We start from the raw sequence: 16,305 nt of genomic DNA on the forward strand, positions 1-16,305 counted from the left end.
ATGCCGGTCGAAGTCATCCTTCCCAAGGTCGACATGGACATGGCGACCGGGCAGATCTCGCGCTGGTTCGTCGCGGAAGGCGCCACCGTCAAACAGGGCGACGTCCTGTTCGAGATCGAGACCGACAAGGCGGCGATGGAGATCGACGCGCCGGCTTCCGGCACGCTGCGCAACATCACCGGCAAGGAAGGCGTCGACATTCCGGTCGGCGCGCCGGTGGCCTGGATTTATGCCGAGGGCGAGGACGCCGGCGCTGTTGCCGCCGCCGCGCCTGCGGCCGTTGCGGCCGAGCCGCAGCCTGTCGCCAACGGCAAGGCCGAAACACCGATGTCCTCCTCCCAGGACAAGGCCGCGCAGACCGCGCTCGCCGTGCAGGAAACGCCTGCGCCGGCCGGCGCGGTCCGCGCCACGCCATTGGCGCGCCGCTTGGCGCGGGAGGCGGGGCTTGACCTGTCCGCCGTCACCGGTTCCGGTCCGCATGGTCGTGTGGTGAAGGCGGATGTCGAGGCGGCGATTGCCGGCGGTGGCGTCGCCAAGGCCGCATCAGCACCTGCTCCGGCCGCAGCACCTGCCGCTGGCAGCGCACCGGCTGTCAAGCCGATGTCGGACGAGGCGGTGCTGAAACTGTTCGAGCAGGGCTCCTACGAGCTCGTCCCGCACGACAATATGAGGAAGACCATCGCCCGGCGTCTGGTCGAGGCGAAGTCGACCATCCCGCATTTCTACCTCACACTCGATTGCGAACTCGACGCGCTCTTGAAGCTGCGCTCCGAGCTCAATGCCGCCGCCCCGATCAAGAAGACCGACAAGGGCGACGTGCCCGCCTACAAGCTCTCGGTCAACGACATGATCATCAAGGCGATGGCGCAGGCGCTGGTTGCGGTGCCCGATGCCAACGCGTCATGGACCGAGACCGCCATGGTCAAGCACAAGCATGCCGATGTCGGCGTGGCGGTGTCGATCCCCGGCGGGCTGATCACGCCGATCGTCAGGAAGGCCGACCAGAAGACGCTGTCGGTCATCTCCAACGAGATGAAGGACCTCGCAAAACGGGCGCGCGACCGCAAGCTGAAGCCGGAAGAGTATCAGGGTGGCACCACGGCCGTTTCGAACCTCGGCATGTTCGGCATCAAGGATTTCGCCGCCGTCATCAACCCGCCGCATGCGACGATCCTGGCGGTGGGTGCCGGCGAGGAGCGGGCGGTGGTCAAGGGCGGCGAGATCAAGATCGCGACCGTGATGTCCGTGACGCTGTCGACCGACCACCGTGCCGTCGACGGTGCGCTGGGTGCCGAACTGCTCGGTGCCTTCAAGCGCATCATCGAAAACCCGATGACGTTGCTGGTTTAGGATTGGCGCGACTCTCCCTTCTCCCCTTGTGGGAGAAGGTGGCTCGGCGCGCAGCGCCGAGACGGATGAGGGGTGTTGGAAGAAACGAGGCGGTGCAAAATTCGCCTCGATACCATCCTAAATTCGGAGAGGTTGCACTCCATCCAGCACCCCTCATCCGACCTCACCTTCGGTTCGGCCACCGTCTCCCGCAAGGGGAGAAGGCAAGAGCGCTTATTCCTTCGCCTAACCCTAAAGCTTGAAACCCAGCCCGTTCAGCGTCTGCGCGATTTCAGTCCAGTTCGCGCAAGCGGCATGCGCGCCTTGCGCCTTCAGCTTCTCGCCATGGCCGGCAAAGGTGTGTCCGCCGCCGGTGTAGCCGATCGCGATCATGCCGGCAGCCACCGCGCCCTGCACGCCGAAGGGCGAATCCTCGATCACCACGCAGTTGGCCGGGGCCACGCCCATCTTCTCGGCGGCGTGGAGAAAAATGTCCGGCGCCGGCTTGCCGCGCTTGACCATGGAGGAGGAAAAGATCGCGTCGCCGAAATGCGGCGCCAGGCTGGTCACGTCGAGGCTGTGATGAATGCGTTCCAGCGACGAGGACGACGCCACGCAGCGCCCCGTCTTCAGTGTGCCGAGGAACGGCGCGATGCCGTCGGTCGGGTTGAGCTTTTCGCTGAACAGGTCGCGGGTCACCGTCCACAGGTCGATTTCCTGCTCCGGCTTAAGGTGATGGCCGGTCAGTTCCTTGATGCGGATGATGATGTCGGCCTGCTTCATGCCGACGCATTGGGCGATGATGCCGGGGCCGACGCCGCTCATGCCATGCTTTTCGTAGACGCGCTCATAGGCTTCCGCGGCCAGCGGCTCGCTGTCCACCAGAACGCCGTCGCAATCGAAGATGATCAACTGTTGTGCCGTCACGCCGTGCCTCTAAGCATCCGATGATTTCGGCACATCGCTATCGGCAATGAGACAAATGTTCAAGCTTTGCGTTCAGGCGCGACGACTGATTTCCGGCTTAGTTTTCGTGTCGAGCGCAGTGCGCATCGCCTGCCTCGACTGCGCGCTGTCGGGCATGATCCAGTTCGGCTCGGCGCCGAGGAAGCGGTCGAGGAAGGCCACCGCATAGGCCGGCATCTCGGTCACGTTCTCGCGATAGGACCACCAGGTGCGCAAATCGTCGGCGCACTGGTCGATGGTCGGGGCGTGCCCGAACTCCTGCTCGTGCACGGCCGCGATCGCCGACACGCAATAGTTGGTGTAGAGGAAACCTTCCGGCCAGAACCGCACGATCTCGGCCATGCCGGCGTCGACCGGCGGCAGGTCGGGCCGTTCGCCGGCGCCGACAACCTTGACCGGGTTCTGGCGGATCAGTTCGCGCAGCACCAGCCCGGCGGCGAAGATGATGAAGTCGGCGCGGTTCACCTCGGCGAAGCGCTTCTGCGCGTCCATGATCTCGATCCAGTCGAGAAAGGCCCTGGTCAGCCTGGTCTCGTCGATCTCGAAACGCAGGCCATAGGTCGCTTCCACCGAATGCGCGTTGGCGCGGAACGTCGCCCTGAACCAGCGCAAGCGCCGCAGCTGATGGCCGAGGTCCGGCATCAGCGCCAGTTCGTCTTTGAATCGCAGGTCCATGCACGTTCGTCCTTTGCCAAAGACAGTAGCACAGGCGCCGGCGTCTCCAAATGTCGTGGATCACCGGCCTTCATGCTTTCTCGAAAAATCATACATATTGACATTAAAGAAAACAAATGTTCTCTAACTTCATCCTGACGCCGGCGTAGAAAGTCGCGGGCTTCAGGGGCTTGGGAGGAGACGTCCTGATGGCAATCTGGCAGTGGGCCTTGCTTTCGCTCGCGCTCGTATGGGGGCTGCAGTCCCTCGGCGTATGGCTGCAGATGCGCCACTATTCGGATGTCTTCAAAGGCATCACCCAGAAATATGCCGACGGCTTCGTCGGCGCCGGCAACCATCGCGGCCGCTTCGCCAGGGGCACGATCGTTCTGGTGGTGGTGACGCCCGACCTGATCGTGCGCCGCCTGCTCGTCATGAGCGGCCGTTCGGTGTTCGCCAAGTTCAAGCGACATGAAGAATATGAGGGCGTTGCCCTCGACCGTATCCGGTCCAATCCCGCGATCAAGGGAGAGGGGGAGCCCGGTGTGGCCGAGGCCGTGAAGCGGGCGATCGAACAGATCGACCGGGCACGGTCGGAGCCGGGAAGGAAGCCGGGTCTCGCCGGCTTGAAGACAGTCAGCGCATAGAGCGAACACCACCGCCGTTGGGGACAGACGGCAGGCGGTCCAAGGAGGAGATATGTCTGTAATTTCATTGTTGGCGCAGCACGCCGACATGGCCGTCCAGCACCTGCATGTCGCGGGTGCTGTGGTCCAGGACGCGGCCTTGCACGGCAAGCTCGCGGTTACCCATGCCAGCGACAATCTCGTCGTTCTGGCGCAGGCCGACGCCGGCCCGATCACGGTCGAGCAGTTCAAGGAAAAGCTCAACGAAGTCGCCAAGGAGGAGCAGCTCGGCTGGCTCACCGCCATCGGCAAGTACTTCATCGGCATCTTCCAGAAGGGCGGCGAGGTCTTCGCCGGCTTCGTCACCGGCATCATCCCGACGCTGGTCGTGCTGATGACTGCCTTTTACGCCGTCACCGAGCTGGTCGGCGAAGAGCGTGTGCACGGGCTTGCCCGCGGCGCCGGTCGCATCGCGCTCACCCGCTACACGGTGCTGCCGCTGCTCGCCGTCTTCTTCCTCACCAACCCGATGGCCTATACGTTCGGCTCCTTCCTCGAAGAGAAGCACAAGCCCGCCTTCTATGACGCGGCCGTGTCTTACGTGCACCCGCCGCTCGGCCTCTTCCCGCACATCAATCCGGGCGAATATTTCGTCTGGGGTGGCGTGCTGGTCGCCCTGCTCGAGCTTGAGAAGAAGGGCGCCGTCGTTGCCGGCTACCACATCAAGGTGGCCATCTGGTACGCCATCGTCGGCCTCGTCGTCATCCTGCTCAAGGGCATGCTGACCGAGCGCATCACCGCCATCATGGCACGCCGCCAGGGCGTCGAGCTGTAAGCGGCGGGGAGGACATCATGGCAAAGACCTACAAGGCCGTAAAAATCTCCAGGGGCTCCGGAGGCTGGGGCGGCCCGCTCGTCATCGAGCCGACCGCGCAGCGCAACAAGGTCGTCTCCGTCACCGGCGGCGGCATCCACCCGATCGCCCAGCAGATCGCCGAGATGACCGGCGCCGAAGCCGTCGACGGCTTCAAGGCGCCGCCGATCGAAAGCGAAATGGCTGTCGTCGTCGTCGATTGCGGCGGCACCGCGCGCTGCGGCGTCTATCCGCGCAAGCGCATTCCGACCGTCAATCTGACGCCGGTCGGCCAGTCCGGGCCGCTCGCCCAGTTCATCCAGGAAGACATCTATGTTTCGGGCGTCAAGCCGGCCAACATCGTCATGGCCGACGGCTCCGAGGCGGTAACCACTGCAGGGGGAGCAGCGGCCATGAATTCGAGCAACAGCAATTCGCCTTCGGCGGCCGCCCGGTCCACCGAGATCGAAAACGGCGGCGGTCTTGTCGGGCTGATCTCTTCGATCGGCCGCGTCATGGGCCGTGTCGTCGGCATCTTCTTCAATGCCGGCCGCCGTACCATCGACCAGGTGGTGCGCAACGTCCTGCCGTTCATGGCCTTCGTCACCATGTTGATCGGCCTGATCCTCTATACCGGGATCGGCGACGTTCTGGCGCAACCGATGGGTCCGCTGGCCAACAACATCGTCGGCCTGCTGATCATCTCGGCCATCTGCGGCCTGCCGTTCCTGTCGCCCATCCTGGGGCCAGGCGCGGTCATCGCCCAGGTCATCGGCGTCGCCATCATCGGCCCGCAGATCGCCAATGGCACGATCTCGCCCGCAATGGCGCTGCCGGCGCTGTTTGCCTATAACACCCAGGTCGGCTGCGACTTCGTTCCGGTCGGTCTGGCGCTCGGCGAGGCCAAGCCCAAGACGATCGAGATCGGCGTGCCGGCGGTCCTCATCAGCCGCCAGATCATGGGTCCCGTTTCCGTGCTGCTTGCATGGGTAGTCAGTCTGCTGGTCCTGTAACGAAAAGAAGGAGTTTCGCCGCATCATGACGGTTCTGTTGGAAACGCGGGTAACCGCAGTTGGACCCGAAGTGGCGGATCTCGCCGAGGGCGGCGTGGTCATCCTGTTTGCGGATGGCTCGCCGCCGGAGCTCGCCGAGGTTTCGGTGATGCATAAGGCCGTACAGGGCCCCAGCGACGGCGCGCCGCAGGTCGGCGCGTCGATCGCCATCGGCGCGGTGTCGGCAACGATCACCGCGGTTGGCTCCACCGCGTGGAGCAAGGTGCGCGAAATCGGCCATGTCGTCATCTCGTTCAACGGTGCGACACATGCCGAACGGCCGGGCGAAATCTGCGCCAGTGCCGTCGATGCCGGCGCGCTCGTCCAGGCCCTGAAGCAGGATGCGCTGATCACCATCGCCGCCTGATACGCCTGGCGTCGCGGCCTGCGCAGGGCTCGCGGCGCTTTTTCTTTTGCTGCGCGCCCATTCCGGGTCGGAGCAATTCCAGGAAAAGTGTGTAGCGGTTTTCCGTCCGGAATTGCGTCAAGACAAGAAGAAGGCGCGTTTCACCGTTTCGGTGAAACGCTCCGGGTCCGGAATATCTGATAGGATTGCCCGTATGGAACGCTCGACCATCGTCAGAGTGCATGAAGGTTTGCACGCCCGCCCCGCCACCCGCTTCGTCAGGCTCGCCAAGAGCTTCGAATCGGAAGTCGAGATCGTGAAGGCGGGCAAGGCGGTCAGCGCCAAGAGCTCGGTCAAGCTGATGCTTCTGGGCGTCAAGGAGAACCAGGAAGTCACCGTGCGCGCCAACGGCGCCGATGCGGTCGAAGCCGTCGAGGCGCTGATCGGCTATCTGGAAAACCCGCGCGCCGGACTTGACGAGGACGATGCCACCAGTGAGCACAAGGAGATGAATGGCGAGGCCGCGAAGCCGGTCGTTGCCACCACCCCGATGCAAGTGGCCGCGCCCGCTGGCGGCCTGCGCGGCGTTGCCGCCAGCGAGGGCGTCGCGGTCGGCCAGGCCTTCGCACATTTCCCACCCGAAATCCGCCCGCAGGCGCGCACACTGTCACCTGAGGAAGCCGAAGCCGAGATCGTGCGTTTCGGCCATGCCGTCAAAGTTGTGCAGGCGCGCATGGACAAGGCATTGGCCAGCGAAGGGCTTGCCGGTGGCGATCGTGGCATTGTCGCCGCGTTGCGTGACCTTGCCGCCGACGACACCTTGATTGGCGACGCCGAGGCGATGATCCGCAGCGGCTCCGATGCCGTCGCCGCCGTCATTGCCACCGCCGCCAAACTCGCCGCCGAATTCGGTTCGGTCGACGATCCTTATCTCAACGCCCGCGCCGACGACGTGCAGGCGGTCGGCCGCCAGATTTGTCTGGCCCTGCTCGGCCAGGACGATGTCAGCCTTGAGGACATTCCGCAGGGCGCCATCCTGATCGCCGACGACATCGGCGCCTGGGACCTGTCGCGCGCGCCGCTGAAACGCATCGGCGGCATCGTCTGCGGCCACGGCGGCGCCACGTCCCACATCGCCATCATCGCTCGTTCGCACGGCATTCCGGCGGTGCTCGGGCTTGGCGCCCGCGTCTCGGAGTTGCGGACGGCGAAGGAAATCGCCCTCGACGGCAATGGCGGCACGGTGGTCGCCGATCCGGCCGATGCGGTGAAGGCCGAGCATCTCAGCCGCATCGAGGAGGCGGCGAAGGAACGCCACGCGCTCGACGTGTTCAAGGACGTGACGCCGAAGCGCGCCGACGGCACCGTCATCGAGGTGGCCGCCAATATCGGCTCGCTGGAAGAGATCGAGGCCGCGCTAGCCGCGGGTGCAATGGGCGTCGGCCTGTTCCGCACCGAGCTCCTGTTCATGCGCCATATGCACCTGCCGTCCGAGGACATGCAGGCCGAAACCTATGCTGCGCTGGCGCGGGCTTTCGCACCGCACCCCGTCATCGTGCGCACGCTGGATATCGGCGGCGACAAGCCGGTCGCCGGCATCGAATTCCCCGAGGAGGAGAACCCCTTCCTCGGCTGGCGCGGCATCCGCATGTGCCTCGACCGCCCGGATATCTTCAAGCCGCAGCTGAGAGCCCTGCTGCGCGCCGCCGTGCACGGCAACGTCAAGGTGATGCTGCCGATGGTGTCGGATATCGCCGAGGTGCGGCGGGCGCGGGCGCTGATCGATGAATGCGCGGCCGAGCTTGCGCGCGACGGCGTGCCGTTCGCCCGTTTCCAGCTCGGCGTGATGATCGAGACGCCGGCGGCGGTGCTGATCGCGCCGGCACTCGCCAGGGAGGTCTCGTTCTTCTCCATCGGCACCAACGACCTTACCCAATATGTCATGGCCGCAGACCGCCTGAACCCGACGGTGGGCGCCCTCAACGATGTCGCCAATCCGGCGGTGATGGTGGCGATCGCGATGACGGCGAAGGCCGGCGTCGAGGCCGGCATCATGGTCGGCATGTGCGGCGAGGCCGCCGCCCGGCCGGACCTGATCCCGGAATTCCTGCGCATGGGCCTGACCGAACTGTCGATGAGCCCGGCCTCGATCTCGCGCGCCAAGAAGCGCATCGTCGAGCTGGGCAAAGCGTAAGAGCCTTCGTCGCGCTGCGTTGAAGCTGCTTCTCTCTCCCTGTTTACGGGGAGAGATGTCCGGCAGGACAGTGAGGGGCAGAGCCAGCTTTTGCTCGCTTCGAGCCGCCCCTCATCCGGCCCTTCGGGCCACCTTCTCCCCGTGAACGGGGAGAAGGGAGAGAGCGCCTACGGCAGATGCGCCAGCAGCGTCGCGAACACCGTCGTCAGCTCGTCCAGCGGATCGTTGCCGTTGCAGGCCGCCAGGATGCGGTCGAGCCGGGCATCGGTGGCGAGCAGCGCGATCTCCAGTAGGTCGGGCTCGGGCTTGGCGCCGGTGTCGACGCTGGAAAGCCCGACCGCCAGCGCTACCGGCGCCAGGCAGGAGATGACAAAGCTGCGCCCCGGGCCGACCGCCGCCGTCGGCGCCTCGCTCTGCCGCAACGGGTCGTGGTTCAGGAATTCGATCAGCAGCGCCGCGCTCAACGCGGCGACCAGCGCCACGCGACCGGCCCAGTCGTCCTCGCGGGCGAGCCTCGAAAAAAGCTCGGCGTGCTGCCTTGCCATGGCGGTGTGGACGGCGGCGAAATTCGCCTCGCGCAGCCGGGCGCCGTCGGCCTTCTTTTCGGCAAGCACCGCCTTGGCCAGGGCGTACATGTCGCGCCGGAAAGCACGTTCGCCGGCAAGCGCTGCCTCGCCGGTCGCGAAATAGGTGCCGATCGGCTTTGGCGCCAGCCCGCTCATGCGGCCGCTGCGCTCGCCCGGCACGAAGGTCTCGGCGATCGACATCATGTCGTCGAAGGCGCTGGCGGCATGGCCGAGCAGCCCTTCGATCTCGCGGATGGGGAAGGGCTGGCGCGCGCTGTCCTCGCCCGGCCGGCCGGGCTGGGCCGGGCTGTCGTGCCGGTGCCTGCGGATGACGCGGCGCACGTCGCGCAGCCGGTCCTTCAGGTTGACACGGACCTCTTCGGAGATTTCACGCAGCATCGTGTGCTCTGCCCCTTATGCTGAAGCCGGTATAGGCGGCATGGTCGTATGAGCCAATTGTTTATATCGTGCAGGACCGGTCAAAAGGCGATAGTGGCCGTATGGCGAATCGCTGAACGGTTCGGCGGCAGCGCATTCGGGGAGGGATTGCATTGGCTAGGAAGCCGCAGCGGCAGGCAGCGTCGGGAATGGCGGCTGGCGGGGCAGCCGAAAACGGAGCAGTGGCGGCCGAAAGCAAGGCCGACCGCCTGCGCATCCGCGCCGCCTGGATGTATTTCATCGAGCAGATGACCCAGAACGAGATCGCCGATGTGCTCGGCGTCGGCCGTGTCACCGTCGTGCGCATGCTGGCCGAGGCGCGCGCCCGCAACGAGGTCAAGATCGCCATCGAGAGCGACTTGTCCGAGATCGTGCGGCTGGAACGGTCGCTGGAAAAGGTCTTCGGCCTCGAACAGGCGCTGGTGGCGCCGTTGTCCAGCCCCGACGCAGACCCCATCCCCGGCATCGCCGCCAAGACGGGTGCCTATCTGTCGGAGGCCATGCGCTCCGGCATGCGCGTCGGCGTCGGTTGGGGCCGCACGCTGTTTTCGACGCTGCCCTTCATCGGCGCCAAGTCGCTCAGCGACTTCAAGGTCATCTCGCTGCTTGGCGGCGTCGGCGTGGCCCGCCGCTACAATCCGGCCGAGTTCGCCTGGCGTTTTGCCCAGGTCTTCCAGGGCGACGGTTATCTGATCCCGGCGCCGGCGGTGGTCGACAGCGTCGAAACCAAGGTCGCGCTGGTGGAGCGCTGCGGCCTGCAGGAAATCTTCGAGATGGCCGACGCGCTGGACGCTGTGCTGTTGTCCATCGGCGGCATCGCCTCGGCCACCACCTTCTATCGCGGCGGCTTCCTCAAGGAGGCGGACCGCGAGGCGCTGGTGGCGCGGGGCGCCGTCGGCGATCTTCTGTTCCACTTCTTCAACCGCAATGGCGACCTCGTCGACGATCCCGTCAACGACCGGGTGATGTCGGTCGAGGTCGACCGCTTGCGCCGGGCGCCGCTGCGCATCCTCACCTCCGGCGGGCAGGAGAAGATCGAGGCGCTGCTCGGCGCCATGCATCTCGTCCAGCCGACGGTGCTGATCACCGACGAGGAAAGCGCGCGCCGCATGCTGGAGATGAAGGTGGCCGGCACACGCTGATCCGAGCAGCGTTTGGACCTCGCTCAGTCCGGTTCAGGCTGCCTCGTCGCCGCGGTAATGGCTGGGCGGCGCGCCGATCACCCGCTTGAAGGCGCGGCTGAAGGCGGCTTCCGATTCATAACCCAGTCGGTTCGCCACCACGGCGATCTTGAGGCGGTCGTGCACCAGCCATTGCCTGGCCTGGTGCATGCGAACCTGCGTCACATATTTGGCCGGCGTCTCGCCGACGATCGTCGCGAAACGTTCGGCGAAACCGGAGCGCGAGGCGCCCATCGTGCGCGCCAGCGTTTCCACGCTCCAGTCGCGGTTCGGTTCCAGGTGGATCGCCGCCAGCACCTTGCCGATCTCGCGGTCGCGCACCGCCGCGATCCAGCCCTTGGAATCGCCGCAGCCGCGTTCCACCCATGACCGGATGATCGAGGCCGCCAGTACATCGGCCAGCCGCGCCACGATGCCGCCGGAGCCGACGCGTTCCATCTTCACCTCGCGCGCCATCGCTTCCAGAAGATGCGGGATGGAGGGCTCGTAGGCTTCGAGTTCATGCGTGCGCATGGCGTCGGGCATCATGCCGAGCAACGGGTGCAGGCTGTCGAGGTTGAAATACATCGTGCCGCAGAACAACAGCGTGCCCGGCGTGCAGCCTTCATTCTTCATGCCATAGACGTTCTTGCAGATTTCGGTGACCTGGTAGCCCTGCAGCGGTGCCGTCGGCACGTCGGGCGCGCTCGCCAGCGCATGCGGCGCGCCGCGCGGCACCAGCACCGCGTCGCCGGCCTTCATCTCGACCCATTCGCCCGACGGCATCCGCATCCAGCACGCCTTCTGGCCGATGAAATAGAAGCGGGCGGCGCTCTGTTTCGGAAATTCCAGCCCCCACGGCTCCTTCATCTCGCAGCGCCCGTACTGGACGCCGTCGAGCCTCAGGCCGCGCAGGATGTCGGTTAGCGCATCGCCGGTCAGGGAAGAGGCGGCGAGGGGAGTTTTGGACGAACGGTCAAGCATAATGGGGTTTCTAGCATGGAAACTCCAGGCGGTCATCTCCATTTTTTGCACTGCAACCAAATCGGAGACTGACTATGACCGACCCCGCGACAGCGGCGCTGGACGCGCCCGTGCTGTCTTCAGCACTGCCCGAGGAACGAACCGCACCGGCCTGGGGAGCCGTCGTCTCGCTGGCGCTCGGCGTCTTCGGCCTGGTGACCGCCGAATTCCTGCCGGCCAGCCTGCTCACGCCGATGGCGCATGATCTTGGCGTCAGCGAGGGTGCCGCCGGCCAGGCGGTGACCGCCACCGCCATCGTCGGCGCCATCGCCGCACCCTCCATGGCGATCATGACCCATAGGCTCGACCGCAAGGTCCTGATGTGGGTATTGACGCTCCTGCTCATCGTTTCAAGCCTCATCGCCGCTTTCGCCTCGTCGCTCACCATGCTTCTGGGCGCGCGCGTCGTGCTCGGCATCGCGCTGGGCGGTTTCTGGGCGATGTCGGGTGCCATGACCATGCGTCTGGTGCCCGCCTACCTGTTGCCGCGCGCCATGTCGATCGTGCTTGCCGGCGTGTCGGTCGCCACCGTCTGCGCCGCGCCCATCGGCGCCTATGTCGGCGACATCTGGGGCTGGCGCAGCGCCTTCCTGATCGCCGCCATCGTCGGCGCCGTCACGCTGCTCGTTCAGGTGGCCACCATTCCCAGCCTGCCGCCGGCCGGTGTCGCCGGACTGCGCACGCTGCTGGACGTGGCCAAGCGCCCCGCCATCCGCGTCGGCCTGCTCTTCATCCTGCTCATCGCGTCGGGGCATTTCGCCGGCTTCACCTATGTCCGCGCCTTCCTCGAAAAGGTGCCGGTGTTCGATGTCGAAAACGTCTCGCTGGTGCTGCTGGCTTTCGGCATAGGCGGCTTCTTCGGCAATCTTGCCGGTGGCTTCCTGGTCGAACGCAGTCTGAAGCTCGCCGCCGGCCTGGCGCCGCTCTTGATCGCCATCTCCTCGCTGCTCTTGCTCGTCTATGGCGCTTCGCCGGCCATGTCGGCCATCGCCGTCACCACCTGGGGCTTCGCCTTCGGCGCGATCCCGGTGGCGGTGCAGACCTGGATGGTGCGTGCAGCGCCCGATCATGCCGAAAGCGCCGGCGGCCTGATGGTTGCCGCCTTCCAGGTGGCGATTGCCATGGGCGCCATCTTCGGCGGCCTGCTCGTCGACAATGCCGGCGTCGCCAGTGCCTTCGGCTATGCCGGTCTCGCCACGCTGTTGGCGGCGGTCACCGCCTTCCTGCTCGGGCCGAAGAAGGGCACCTTCGCCTGAACCTGAAATCGGCGGCGCGGGCACCTGTCCGCGCCGCTTCGGCGTTGCCCTGCCCAGGCGGCGCAAAATCGCGTCATCCTTTGGCCCCGGGCTGGCCCCGCCCGAAATCGAGGTTATGCTGCGGCGCTGAATCAGGGAGAGTGCCGAATGCCGACGACCATGAAGGGGCCAGCGATTTTCCTGGCCCAGTTCGCGGGCGATGCCGCGCCGTTCAATTCATTGGGCCCGATCGCCAAATGGGCCGCCGGCCTCGGTTACAAGGGCATCCAGATCCCGACTTGGGACGCGCGCCTGTTCGATCTCGCCAGGGCTGCTTCCTCCAAGGCCTATTGCGACGAGGTCAAGGGCATGTGCGCCGACGCCGGCGTCGAGATCACCGAACTCTCCACCCATCTGCAGGGGCAGCTCGTCGCCGCGCACCCGGCCTATGACAGCCAGTTCGACGGTTTCGCTCCGGCCGCCCTGCACGGCAAGCCGAAGGCGCGGCAGGAATGGGCGGTCGAGCAGATGCGGCTTGCCGCCGCCGCCTCGAAGAGCCTTGGCCTGAAAGCCTCCGTCTCCTTCACCGGCGCTCTGGCTTTCCCCTATTTTTATCCCTGGCCGCAGCGTCCGGCCGGGCTGATCGAGGAAGCCTTCGCCGAGCTTGGCCGGCGCTGGAAGCCGATCCTCGACGTCTATGACCAGAATGGCGTCGATCTCTGCTATGAGCTCCATCCCGGCGAGGATGTTTTCGACGGCGCCACCTTCGAGTTGTTCCTCGAAGCGGTCGGCGGCCACAAGCGCTGCAACATCAATTACGATCCCTCGCATTTCCTGTTGCAGCAGCTCGACTATCTCGCCTTCATCGACATCTATCACGAGCGCATCAAGGCCTTCCACGTCAAGGACGCCGAGTTCAACCCTACCGGCCGCCAGGGCGTCTATTCCGGCTATCAGGGCTGGCTGAACCGGGCCGGGCGCTTCCGTTCGCTGGGCGACGGCCAGGTCGACTTCGGCGGCATCTTCTCCAGGCTGGCGCAATATGGCTACGACAGCTGGCCGGTGCTGGAATGGGAGTGCTGCCTGAAACATCCCGAGGATGGCGCCGCCGAAGGCGCTCCCTTCATCCAGCATCACATCATCCGCGTCACCGAAAAGGCTTTCGACGATTTCGCCGGCGGCGGCACCGACAAGGCGCAATTGCGCAAGATGATGGGTTTCTGAGCCTAGAGGCGGCGCGCAACGATCAGGGAGGACAAAAATGGTCAGCGGCACGAAGATTGAATCGGGGGCCGGCCCCATCCGCTACGGCATGGTCGGCGGCGGGCAGGGCGCCTTCATCGGCGCGGTGCACCGCATCGCCGCCCGCATGGATGGCGATTTCCAGCTCGTCGCCGGCGCGCTGTCGTCCAGCCCCGAGCGTGCCCGCGTCTCCGCCGCCGAACTCGGCCTCGATCCAGAGCGCAGCTATGGTTCCTATCTCGAAATGGCCAAGGCCGAGGCGAAGCGTGCGGACGGGATCGAGGCCGTTGCCATCGTCACGCCCAACAATGTGCACTTCCCGGCCGCCAAGGCCTTCCTGGAAACCGGCATCCACGTCATCTGCGACAAGCCTTTGACGGCAACCCTGGCCGAGGCCAGGAAGCTGGAGGCGCTGGTCGAGAAGACCGGCAAGGTCTTCGTGCTCACCCACAACTACACCGGCTATCCGATGGTGCGGCAGGCGCGCGAGATGGTGGCCAGGGGCCAGCTCGGCGACATCCGCCTCGTCCAGGCCGAATACCCGCAGGACTGGCTGACCGAGGACCTTGCCGCCACCGGCCAGAAACAGGCGTCGTGGCGCGCTGACCCGAAGCAGTCCGGCGCCGGCGGCGCATTGGGCGACATCGGCACCCATGCCTATAACCTCGCCCGTTTCGTCTCCGGCCTGGAGCTGGACACGCTGTCCGCCGACATCGATGCCTTCGTGCCCGGCCGCCTGCTCGACGACAACGCCCATGTGCTGTTGCGTTTCAAGGCGAAGGGCAAGGAACACCCCGCCAAGGGCATGATCTGGGCAAGCCAGGTGGCGCCGGGCCATGAGAACGGGCTGCGGCTCAGGGTCTACGGCTCGAAGGGCGGTCTCGAATGGGTGCAGGCCGATCCGAACTATCTCTGGTACACGCCTTTCGGCCAGCCCAAGCAATTGCTGACGCGTGGCGGGGTCGGTTCGCTGCCGGCTGCCGGCCGTGTCACCCGCGTGCCGTCCGGCCATCCCGAAGGCTATCTCGAAGGCTTTGCCAACATCTATCAGGAAGCCGCCAGGGCCATCCGCGCCGCCCGCAGGAAGGGTGGCAAGCCGGGCAAGGACGTGGTGTTCCCGACCGTGCAGGACGGCGTCGAGGGCTTGGCTTTCATCGAAGCCTGCGTGCGCTCGGCCAAGAAGAACGGCGCCTGGACGAAGCTATAGGCGCTGCCCCTAACGCCGGCGCATCTCGATCGGTATGTCCAGATTGATGGCCGCGCTGGCGATCGAAGCCGGCGGCGCGGGAACGGGTGAGGCGCGGCGCACCAGCGCCACCGCCGCCTCGTCGACCGCCGCGTCGCCGGAGCCTCTGGCAAGCGAGGCCGATATCACCGTTCCGCTGGAATTGACGGCGAAGCGCACATAGGCGACGCCGCCGCGCCTGATGCCGGACGGCATCCTCAGATAGCGCCGGATATGGGCGACCACCTGCGCATTCCATTGTCTCGGCGATATCGCGCCGCCGCCGTTTTGCGCCGCTCCCTTGCGCTCTGTGGCGCCGTTCTGGGCGGATTTCTGCGCGGCGGCACTGTTGGCCGCCACCTTCTTTTGCGGCTTTTCAACCTTCTGCGGCGTCTCGGCCTTGGCCTGTTTCACCGGTTCGGGTTTCTTTTCGACCGGCTTTTTCTTCTCTACCGGCTTGGCCACCGGTTTCGGCTTTTCCGCCACCGGGCGCGGTTCCGGAATGGCCATCGCCACCTCGGGCAAGGGCTGCTCGACCAGGTCCGGCACGACCTCCTGCGCCGCCTGGTTTTCGGCCACCCGTTCCATCGGTTCCGGCGTCGCCTCGACGGTCTCTTTGGTCGGTTCGGCCGCCTCCGGCTCGATGGGCTTTATCTGTTCCGTGACCTGTTCAGGCGTCTCCGAAGCGGTGGAATCGACGAGATCGGCGGCGTCGAGCGGCACGGCCTCCGGCGCCACGGCCATCGGCGGCAGGTCGATCATGATGGCGTTCTCCGCCGGCGGCGCCGAAAGCTCGATGGGTGCCTGCCGGCCCAGATACCAGCCGCCGGCAGCGTGCAGCGATACCACGACGAGCGCGGCGCCCGACCACAGCGTCAGCTCGCGGCGGCTGATGCCGCCAAGCACGCCGCCAGGCAGGGCCAGGGCCGTCATTGGGCTGCGCCCGGCAAAGCGGGTGCGCCTGCCGGCACCGTCTCCAGCCCGACCAGTGCCACCTTCAGATAACCGGCGCCGCGCATCAGGTTCATCACTTCCATCAACTCGCCATAGACGACGCCTCGGTCGGCGCGCAGGAAGATGCGCCGCTGCTTGTCGCCCTTGGCGATGACATCCAGCTGCTGTTGGAAAGCCGACCGCGCCACCGCCTCCTGGCCGATCGCCAGGCTGAGATCGTCCTTCAGCGTGACATAGAGCGGTTCCTCCGGCCGTGGCGCCGGCGTCGCCGTCGAGGCCGGCAGGTCGACATTGATGTCCACCGTCGCCAGCGGCGCCGCCACCATGAAGATGATGAGCAGCACCAGCATGACGTCGATGAACGGCGTCACGTTGATCTCGTGGTTCTCCTGGAGATCGTCGTCGTCGAACGATTGTTTGATGCCGCCGGCCATCCTGTCGG

General features: G+C 65.9%; 16 protein-coding genes. 10 read left to right on the top strand and 6 right to left on the bottom strand.

Annotated elements, in window-relative coordinates:
- Positions 1-1,350 (top strand): pyruvate dehydrogenase complex dihydrolipoamide acetyltransferase, encoded by a 1,350-nt coding sequence (locus QFZ88_RS19735; protein WP_024926432.1) that lies wholly within the window; start codon positions 1-3, stop codon positions 1,348-1,350.
- A gap of 231 nt (positions 1,351-1,581) precedes the next feature.
- Here QFZ88_RS19735 and QFZ88_RS19740 read toward each other — a convergent pair whose 3' ends face one another.
- Both QFZ88_RS19740 and QFZ88_RS19745 read right to left on the bottom strand, forming a co-directional pair.
- Entirely contained in the window at positions 1,582-2,256 is a 675-nt protein-coding gene (locus tag QFZ88_RS19740; protein WP_024926431.1) for an HAD family hydrolase, read from the bottom strand.
- A gap of 72 nt (positions 2,257-2,328) precedes the next feature.
- A complete protein-coding gene (locus tag QFZ88_RS19745; protein WP_024926430.1) occupies positions 2,329-2,970 on the bottom strand; it encodes a hypothetical protein in 642 nt (213 codons plus the stop codon).
- A gap of 188 nt (positions 2,971-3,158) precedes the next feature.
- On the opposite strand from QFZ88_RS19745, the gene QFZ88_RS19750 reads away from it, so the two are divergent.
- The 5 genes from QFZ88_RS19750 to ptsP all read left to right on the top strand — a co-directional run bounded on the left by QFZ88_RS19750 (position 3,159) and on the right by ptsP (position 8,020).
- Positions 3,159-3,596: a transcriptional regulator GutM gene (locus QFZ88_RS19750; protein WP_024926429.1), complete on the top strand. Its 438-nt coding sequence runs from the start codon at positions 3,159-3,161 to the stop codon at positions 3,594-3,596.
- 52 nt (positions 3,597-3,648) lie between these two features.
- Positions 3,649-4,410: a PTS glucitol/sorbitol transporter subunit IIC gene (locus tag QFZ88_RS19755; protein ID WP_024926428.1), complete on the top strand. Its 762-nt coding sequence runs from the start codon at positions 3,649-3,651 to the stop codon at positions 4,408-4,410.
- Between the two features lie 17 nt (positions 4,411-4,427).
- The gene (locus QFZ88_RS19760) at positions 4,428-5,441 is read left to right on the top strand and encodes a PTS glucitol/sorbitol transporter subunit IIB (RefSeq protein ID WP_024926427.1); all 1,014 of its coding nucleotides are present in this window, start codon (positions 4,428-4,430) and stop codon (positions 5,439-5,441) included.
- Between the two features lie 25 nt (positions 5,442-5,466).
- Positions 5,467-5,847 carry a PTS glucitol/sorbitol transporter subunit IIA gene (locus tag QFZ88_RS19765; protein ID WP_024926426.1) on the top strand — a complete coding sequence of 127 codons (381 nt, stop codon included), beginning with the start codon at positions 5,467-5,469 and terminating at the stop codon, positions 5,845-5,847.
- Positions 5,848-6,040: 193 nt separating this feature from the next.
- A complete protein-coding gene (ptsP, locus tag QFZ88_RS19770) occupies positions 6,041-8,020 on the top strand; it encodes a phosphoenolpyruvate--protein phosphotransferase (RefSeq protein WP_024926425.1) in 1,980 nt (659 codons plus the stop codon).
- 167 nt (positions 8,021-8,187) lie between these two features.
- Here the strand turns inward: ptsP and QFZ88_RS19775 are convergent, their stop codons facing one another.
- Positions 8,188-8,985 carry a hypothetical protein gene (locus tag QFZ88_RS19775; RefSeq protein ID WP_024926424.1) on the bottom strand — a complete coding sequence of 266 codons (798 nt, stop codon included), beginning with the start codon at positions 8,983-8,985 and terminating at the stop codon, positions 8,188-8,190.
- 188 nt (positions 8,986-9,173) lie between these two features.
- Here QFZ88_RS19775 and QFZ88_RS19780 point away from each other — a divergent pair, with 188 nt between their 5' ends.
- Positions 9,174-10,166, top strand: coding sequence for a sugar-binding transcriptional regulator (locus QFZ88_RS19780; RefSeq protein ID WP_051504904.1), 993 nt, complete (start codon positions 9,174-9,176; stop codon positions 10,164-10,166).
- Between the two features lie 33 nt (positions 10,167-10,199).
- Here QFZ88_RS19780 and QFZ88_RS19785 read toward each other — a convergent pair whose 3' ends face one another.
- On the bottom strand, positions 10,200-11,168 hold the full coding sequence (locus tag QFZ88_RS19785; RefSeq protein WP_036254693.1) for an AraC family transcriptional regulator: 969 nt from the start codon (positions 11,166-11,168) through the stop codon (positions 10,200-10,202).
- Between the two features lie 74 nt (positions 11,169-11,242).
- Here QFZ88_RS19785 and QFZ88_RS19790 point away from each other — a divergent pair, with 74 nt between their 5' ends.
- The 3 genes from QFZ88_RS19790 (at position 11,243) to QFZ88_RS19800 (ending at position 14,891) form a co-directional block, all read left to right on the top strand.
- On the top strand, positions 11,243-12,463 hold the full coding sequence (locus tag QFZ88_RS19790; protein WP_024926422.1) for an MFS transporter: 1,221 nt from the start codon (positions 11,243-11,245) through the stop codon (positions 12,461-12,463).
- A gap of 147 nt (positions 12,464-12,610) precedes the next feature.
- The gene (locus QFZ88_RS19795) at positions 12,611-13,666 is read left to right on the top strand and encodes a sugar phosphate isomerase/epimerase family protein (protein WP_024926421.1); all 1,056 of its coding nucleotides are present in this window, start codon (positions 12,611-12,613) and stop codon (positions 13,664-13,666) included.
- Between the two features lie 37 nt (positions 13,667-13,703).
- Entirely contained in the window at positions 13,704-14,891 is a 1,188-nt protein-coding gene (locus tag QFZ88_RS19800) for a Gfo/Idh/MocA family protein (protein ID WP_024926420.1), read from the top strand.
- A gap of 9 nt (positions 14,892-14,900) precedes the next feature.
- Here QFZ88_RS19800 and QFZ88_RS19805 read toward each other — a convergent pair whose 3' ends face one another.
- Positions 14,901-15,842: a TonB family protein gene (locus QFZ88_RS19805; protein ID WP_024926419.1), complete on the bottom strand. Its 942-nt coding sequence runs from the start codon at positions 15,840-15,842 to the stop codon at positions 14,901-14,903.
- Positions 15,839-16,297, bottom strand: coding sequence for a TonB system transport protein ExbD (gene exbD / locus QFZ88_RS19810; RefSeq protein WP_024926418.1), 459 nt, complete (start codon positions 16,295-16,297; stop codon positions 15,839-15,841). The genes QFZ88_RS19805 and exbD overlap by 4 nt, the downstream gene beginning before the upstream one ends.
- Between the last annotated feature and the right edge of the window lie 8 nt (positions 16,298-16,305).

Source organism: Mesorhizobium sp. YL-MeA3-2017, from assembly GCF_030814575.1.
In the GTDB taxonomy this organism is placed as follows: domain Bacteria; phylum Pseudomonadota; class Alphaproteobacteria; order Rhizobiales; family Rhizobiaceae; genus Mesorhizobium; species Mesorhizobium terrae.

Excerpts from the sequence above, each read along its gene's own strand:
- QFZ88_RS19735 (WP_024926432.1), top strand. The coding sequence starts at position 1 with ATGCCGGTCGAAGTCATCCTTCCCAAGGTCGACATGGACATGGCGACC.
- QFZ88_RS19745 (WP_024926430.1), bottom strand. The coding sequence starts at position 2,970 with ATGGACCTGCGATTCAAAGACGAACTGGCGCTGATGCCGGACCTCGGC.
- QFZ88_RS19750 (WP_024926429.1), top strand. The coding sequence starts at position 3,159 with ATGGCAATCTGGCAGTGGGCCTTGCTTTCGCTCGCGCTCGTATGGGGG.
- QFZ88_RS19755 (WP_024926428.1), top strand. The coding sequence starts at position 3,649 with ATGTCTGTAATTTCATTGTTGGCGCAGCACGCCGACATGGCCGTCCAG.
- QFZ88_RS19760 (WP_024926427.1), top strand. The coding sequence starts at position 4,428 with ATGGCAAAGACCTACAAGGCCGTAAAAATCTCCAGGGGCTCCGGAGGC.
- QFZ88_RS19765 (WP_024926426.1), top strand. The coding sequence starts at position 5,467 with ATGACGGTTCTGTTGGAAACGCGGGTAACCGCAGTTGGACCCGAAGTG.
- ptsP (WP_024926425.1), top strand. The coding sequence starts at position 6,041 with ATGGAACGCTCGACCATCGTCAGAGTGCATGAAGGTTTGCACGCCCGC.
- QFZ88_RS19775 (WP_024926424.1), bottom strand. The coding sequence starts at position 8,985 with ATGCTGCGTGAAATCTCCGAAGAGGTCCGTGTCAACCTGAAGGACCGG.
- QFZ88_RS19780 (WP_051504904.1), top strand. The coding sequence starts at position 9,174 with ATGGCGGCTGGCGGGGCAGCCGAAAACGGAGCAGTGGCGGCCGAAAGC.
- QFZ88_RS19785 (WP_036254693.1), bottom strand. The coding sequence starts at position 11,168 with ATGCTTGACCGTTCGTCCAAAACTCCCCTCGCCGCCTCTTCCCTGACC.
- QFZ88_RS19790 (WP_024926422.1), top strand. The coding sequence starts at position 11,243 with ATGACCGACCCCGCGACAGCGGCGCTGGACGCGCCCGTGCTGTCTTCA.
- QFZ88_RS19795 (WP_024926421.1), top strand. The coding sequence starts at position 12,611 with ATGCCGACGACCATGAAGGGGCCAGCGATTTTCCTGGCCCAGTTCGCG.
- QFZ88_RS19800 (WP_024926420.1), top strand. The coding sequence starts at position 13,704 with ATGGTCAGCGGCACGAAGATTGAATCGGGGGCCGGCCCCATCCGCTAC.
- QFZ88_RS19805 (WP_024926419.1), bottom strand. The coding sequence starts at position 15,842 with ATGACGGCCCTGGCCCTGCCTGGCGGCGTGCTTGGCGGCATCAGCCGC.
- exbD (WP_024926418.1), bottom strand. The coding sequence starts at position 16,297 with ATGGCCGGCGGCATCAAACAATCGTTCGACGACGACGATCTCCAGGAG.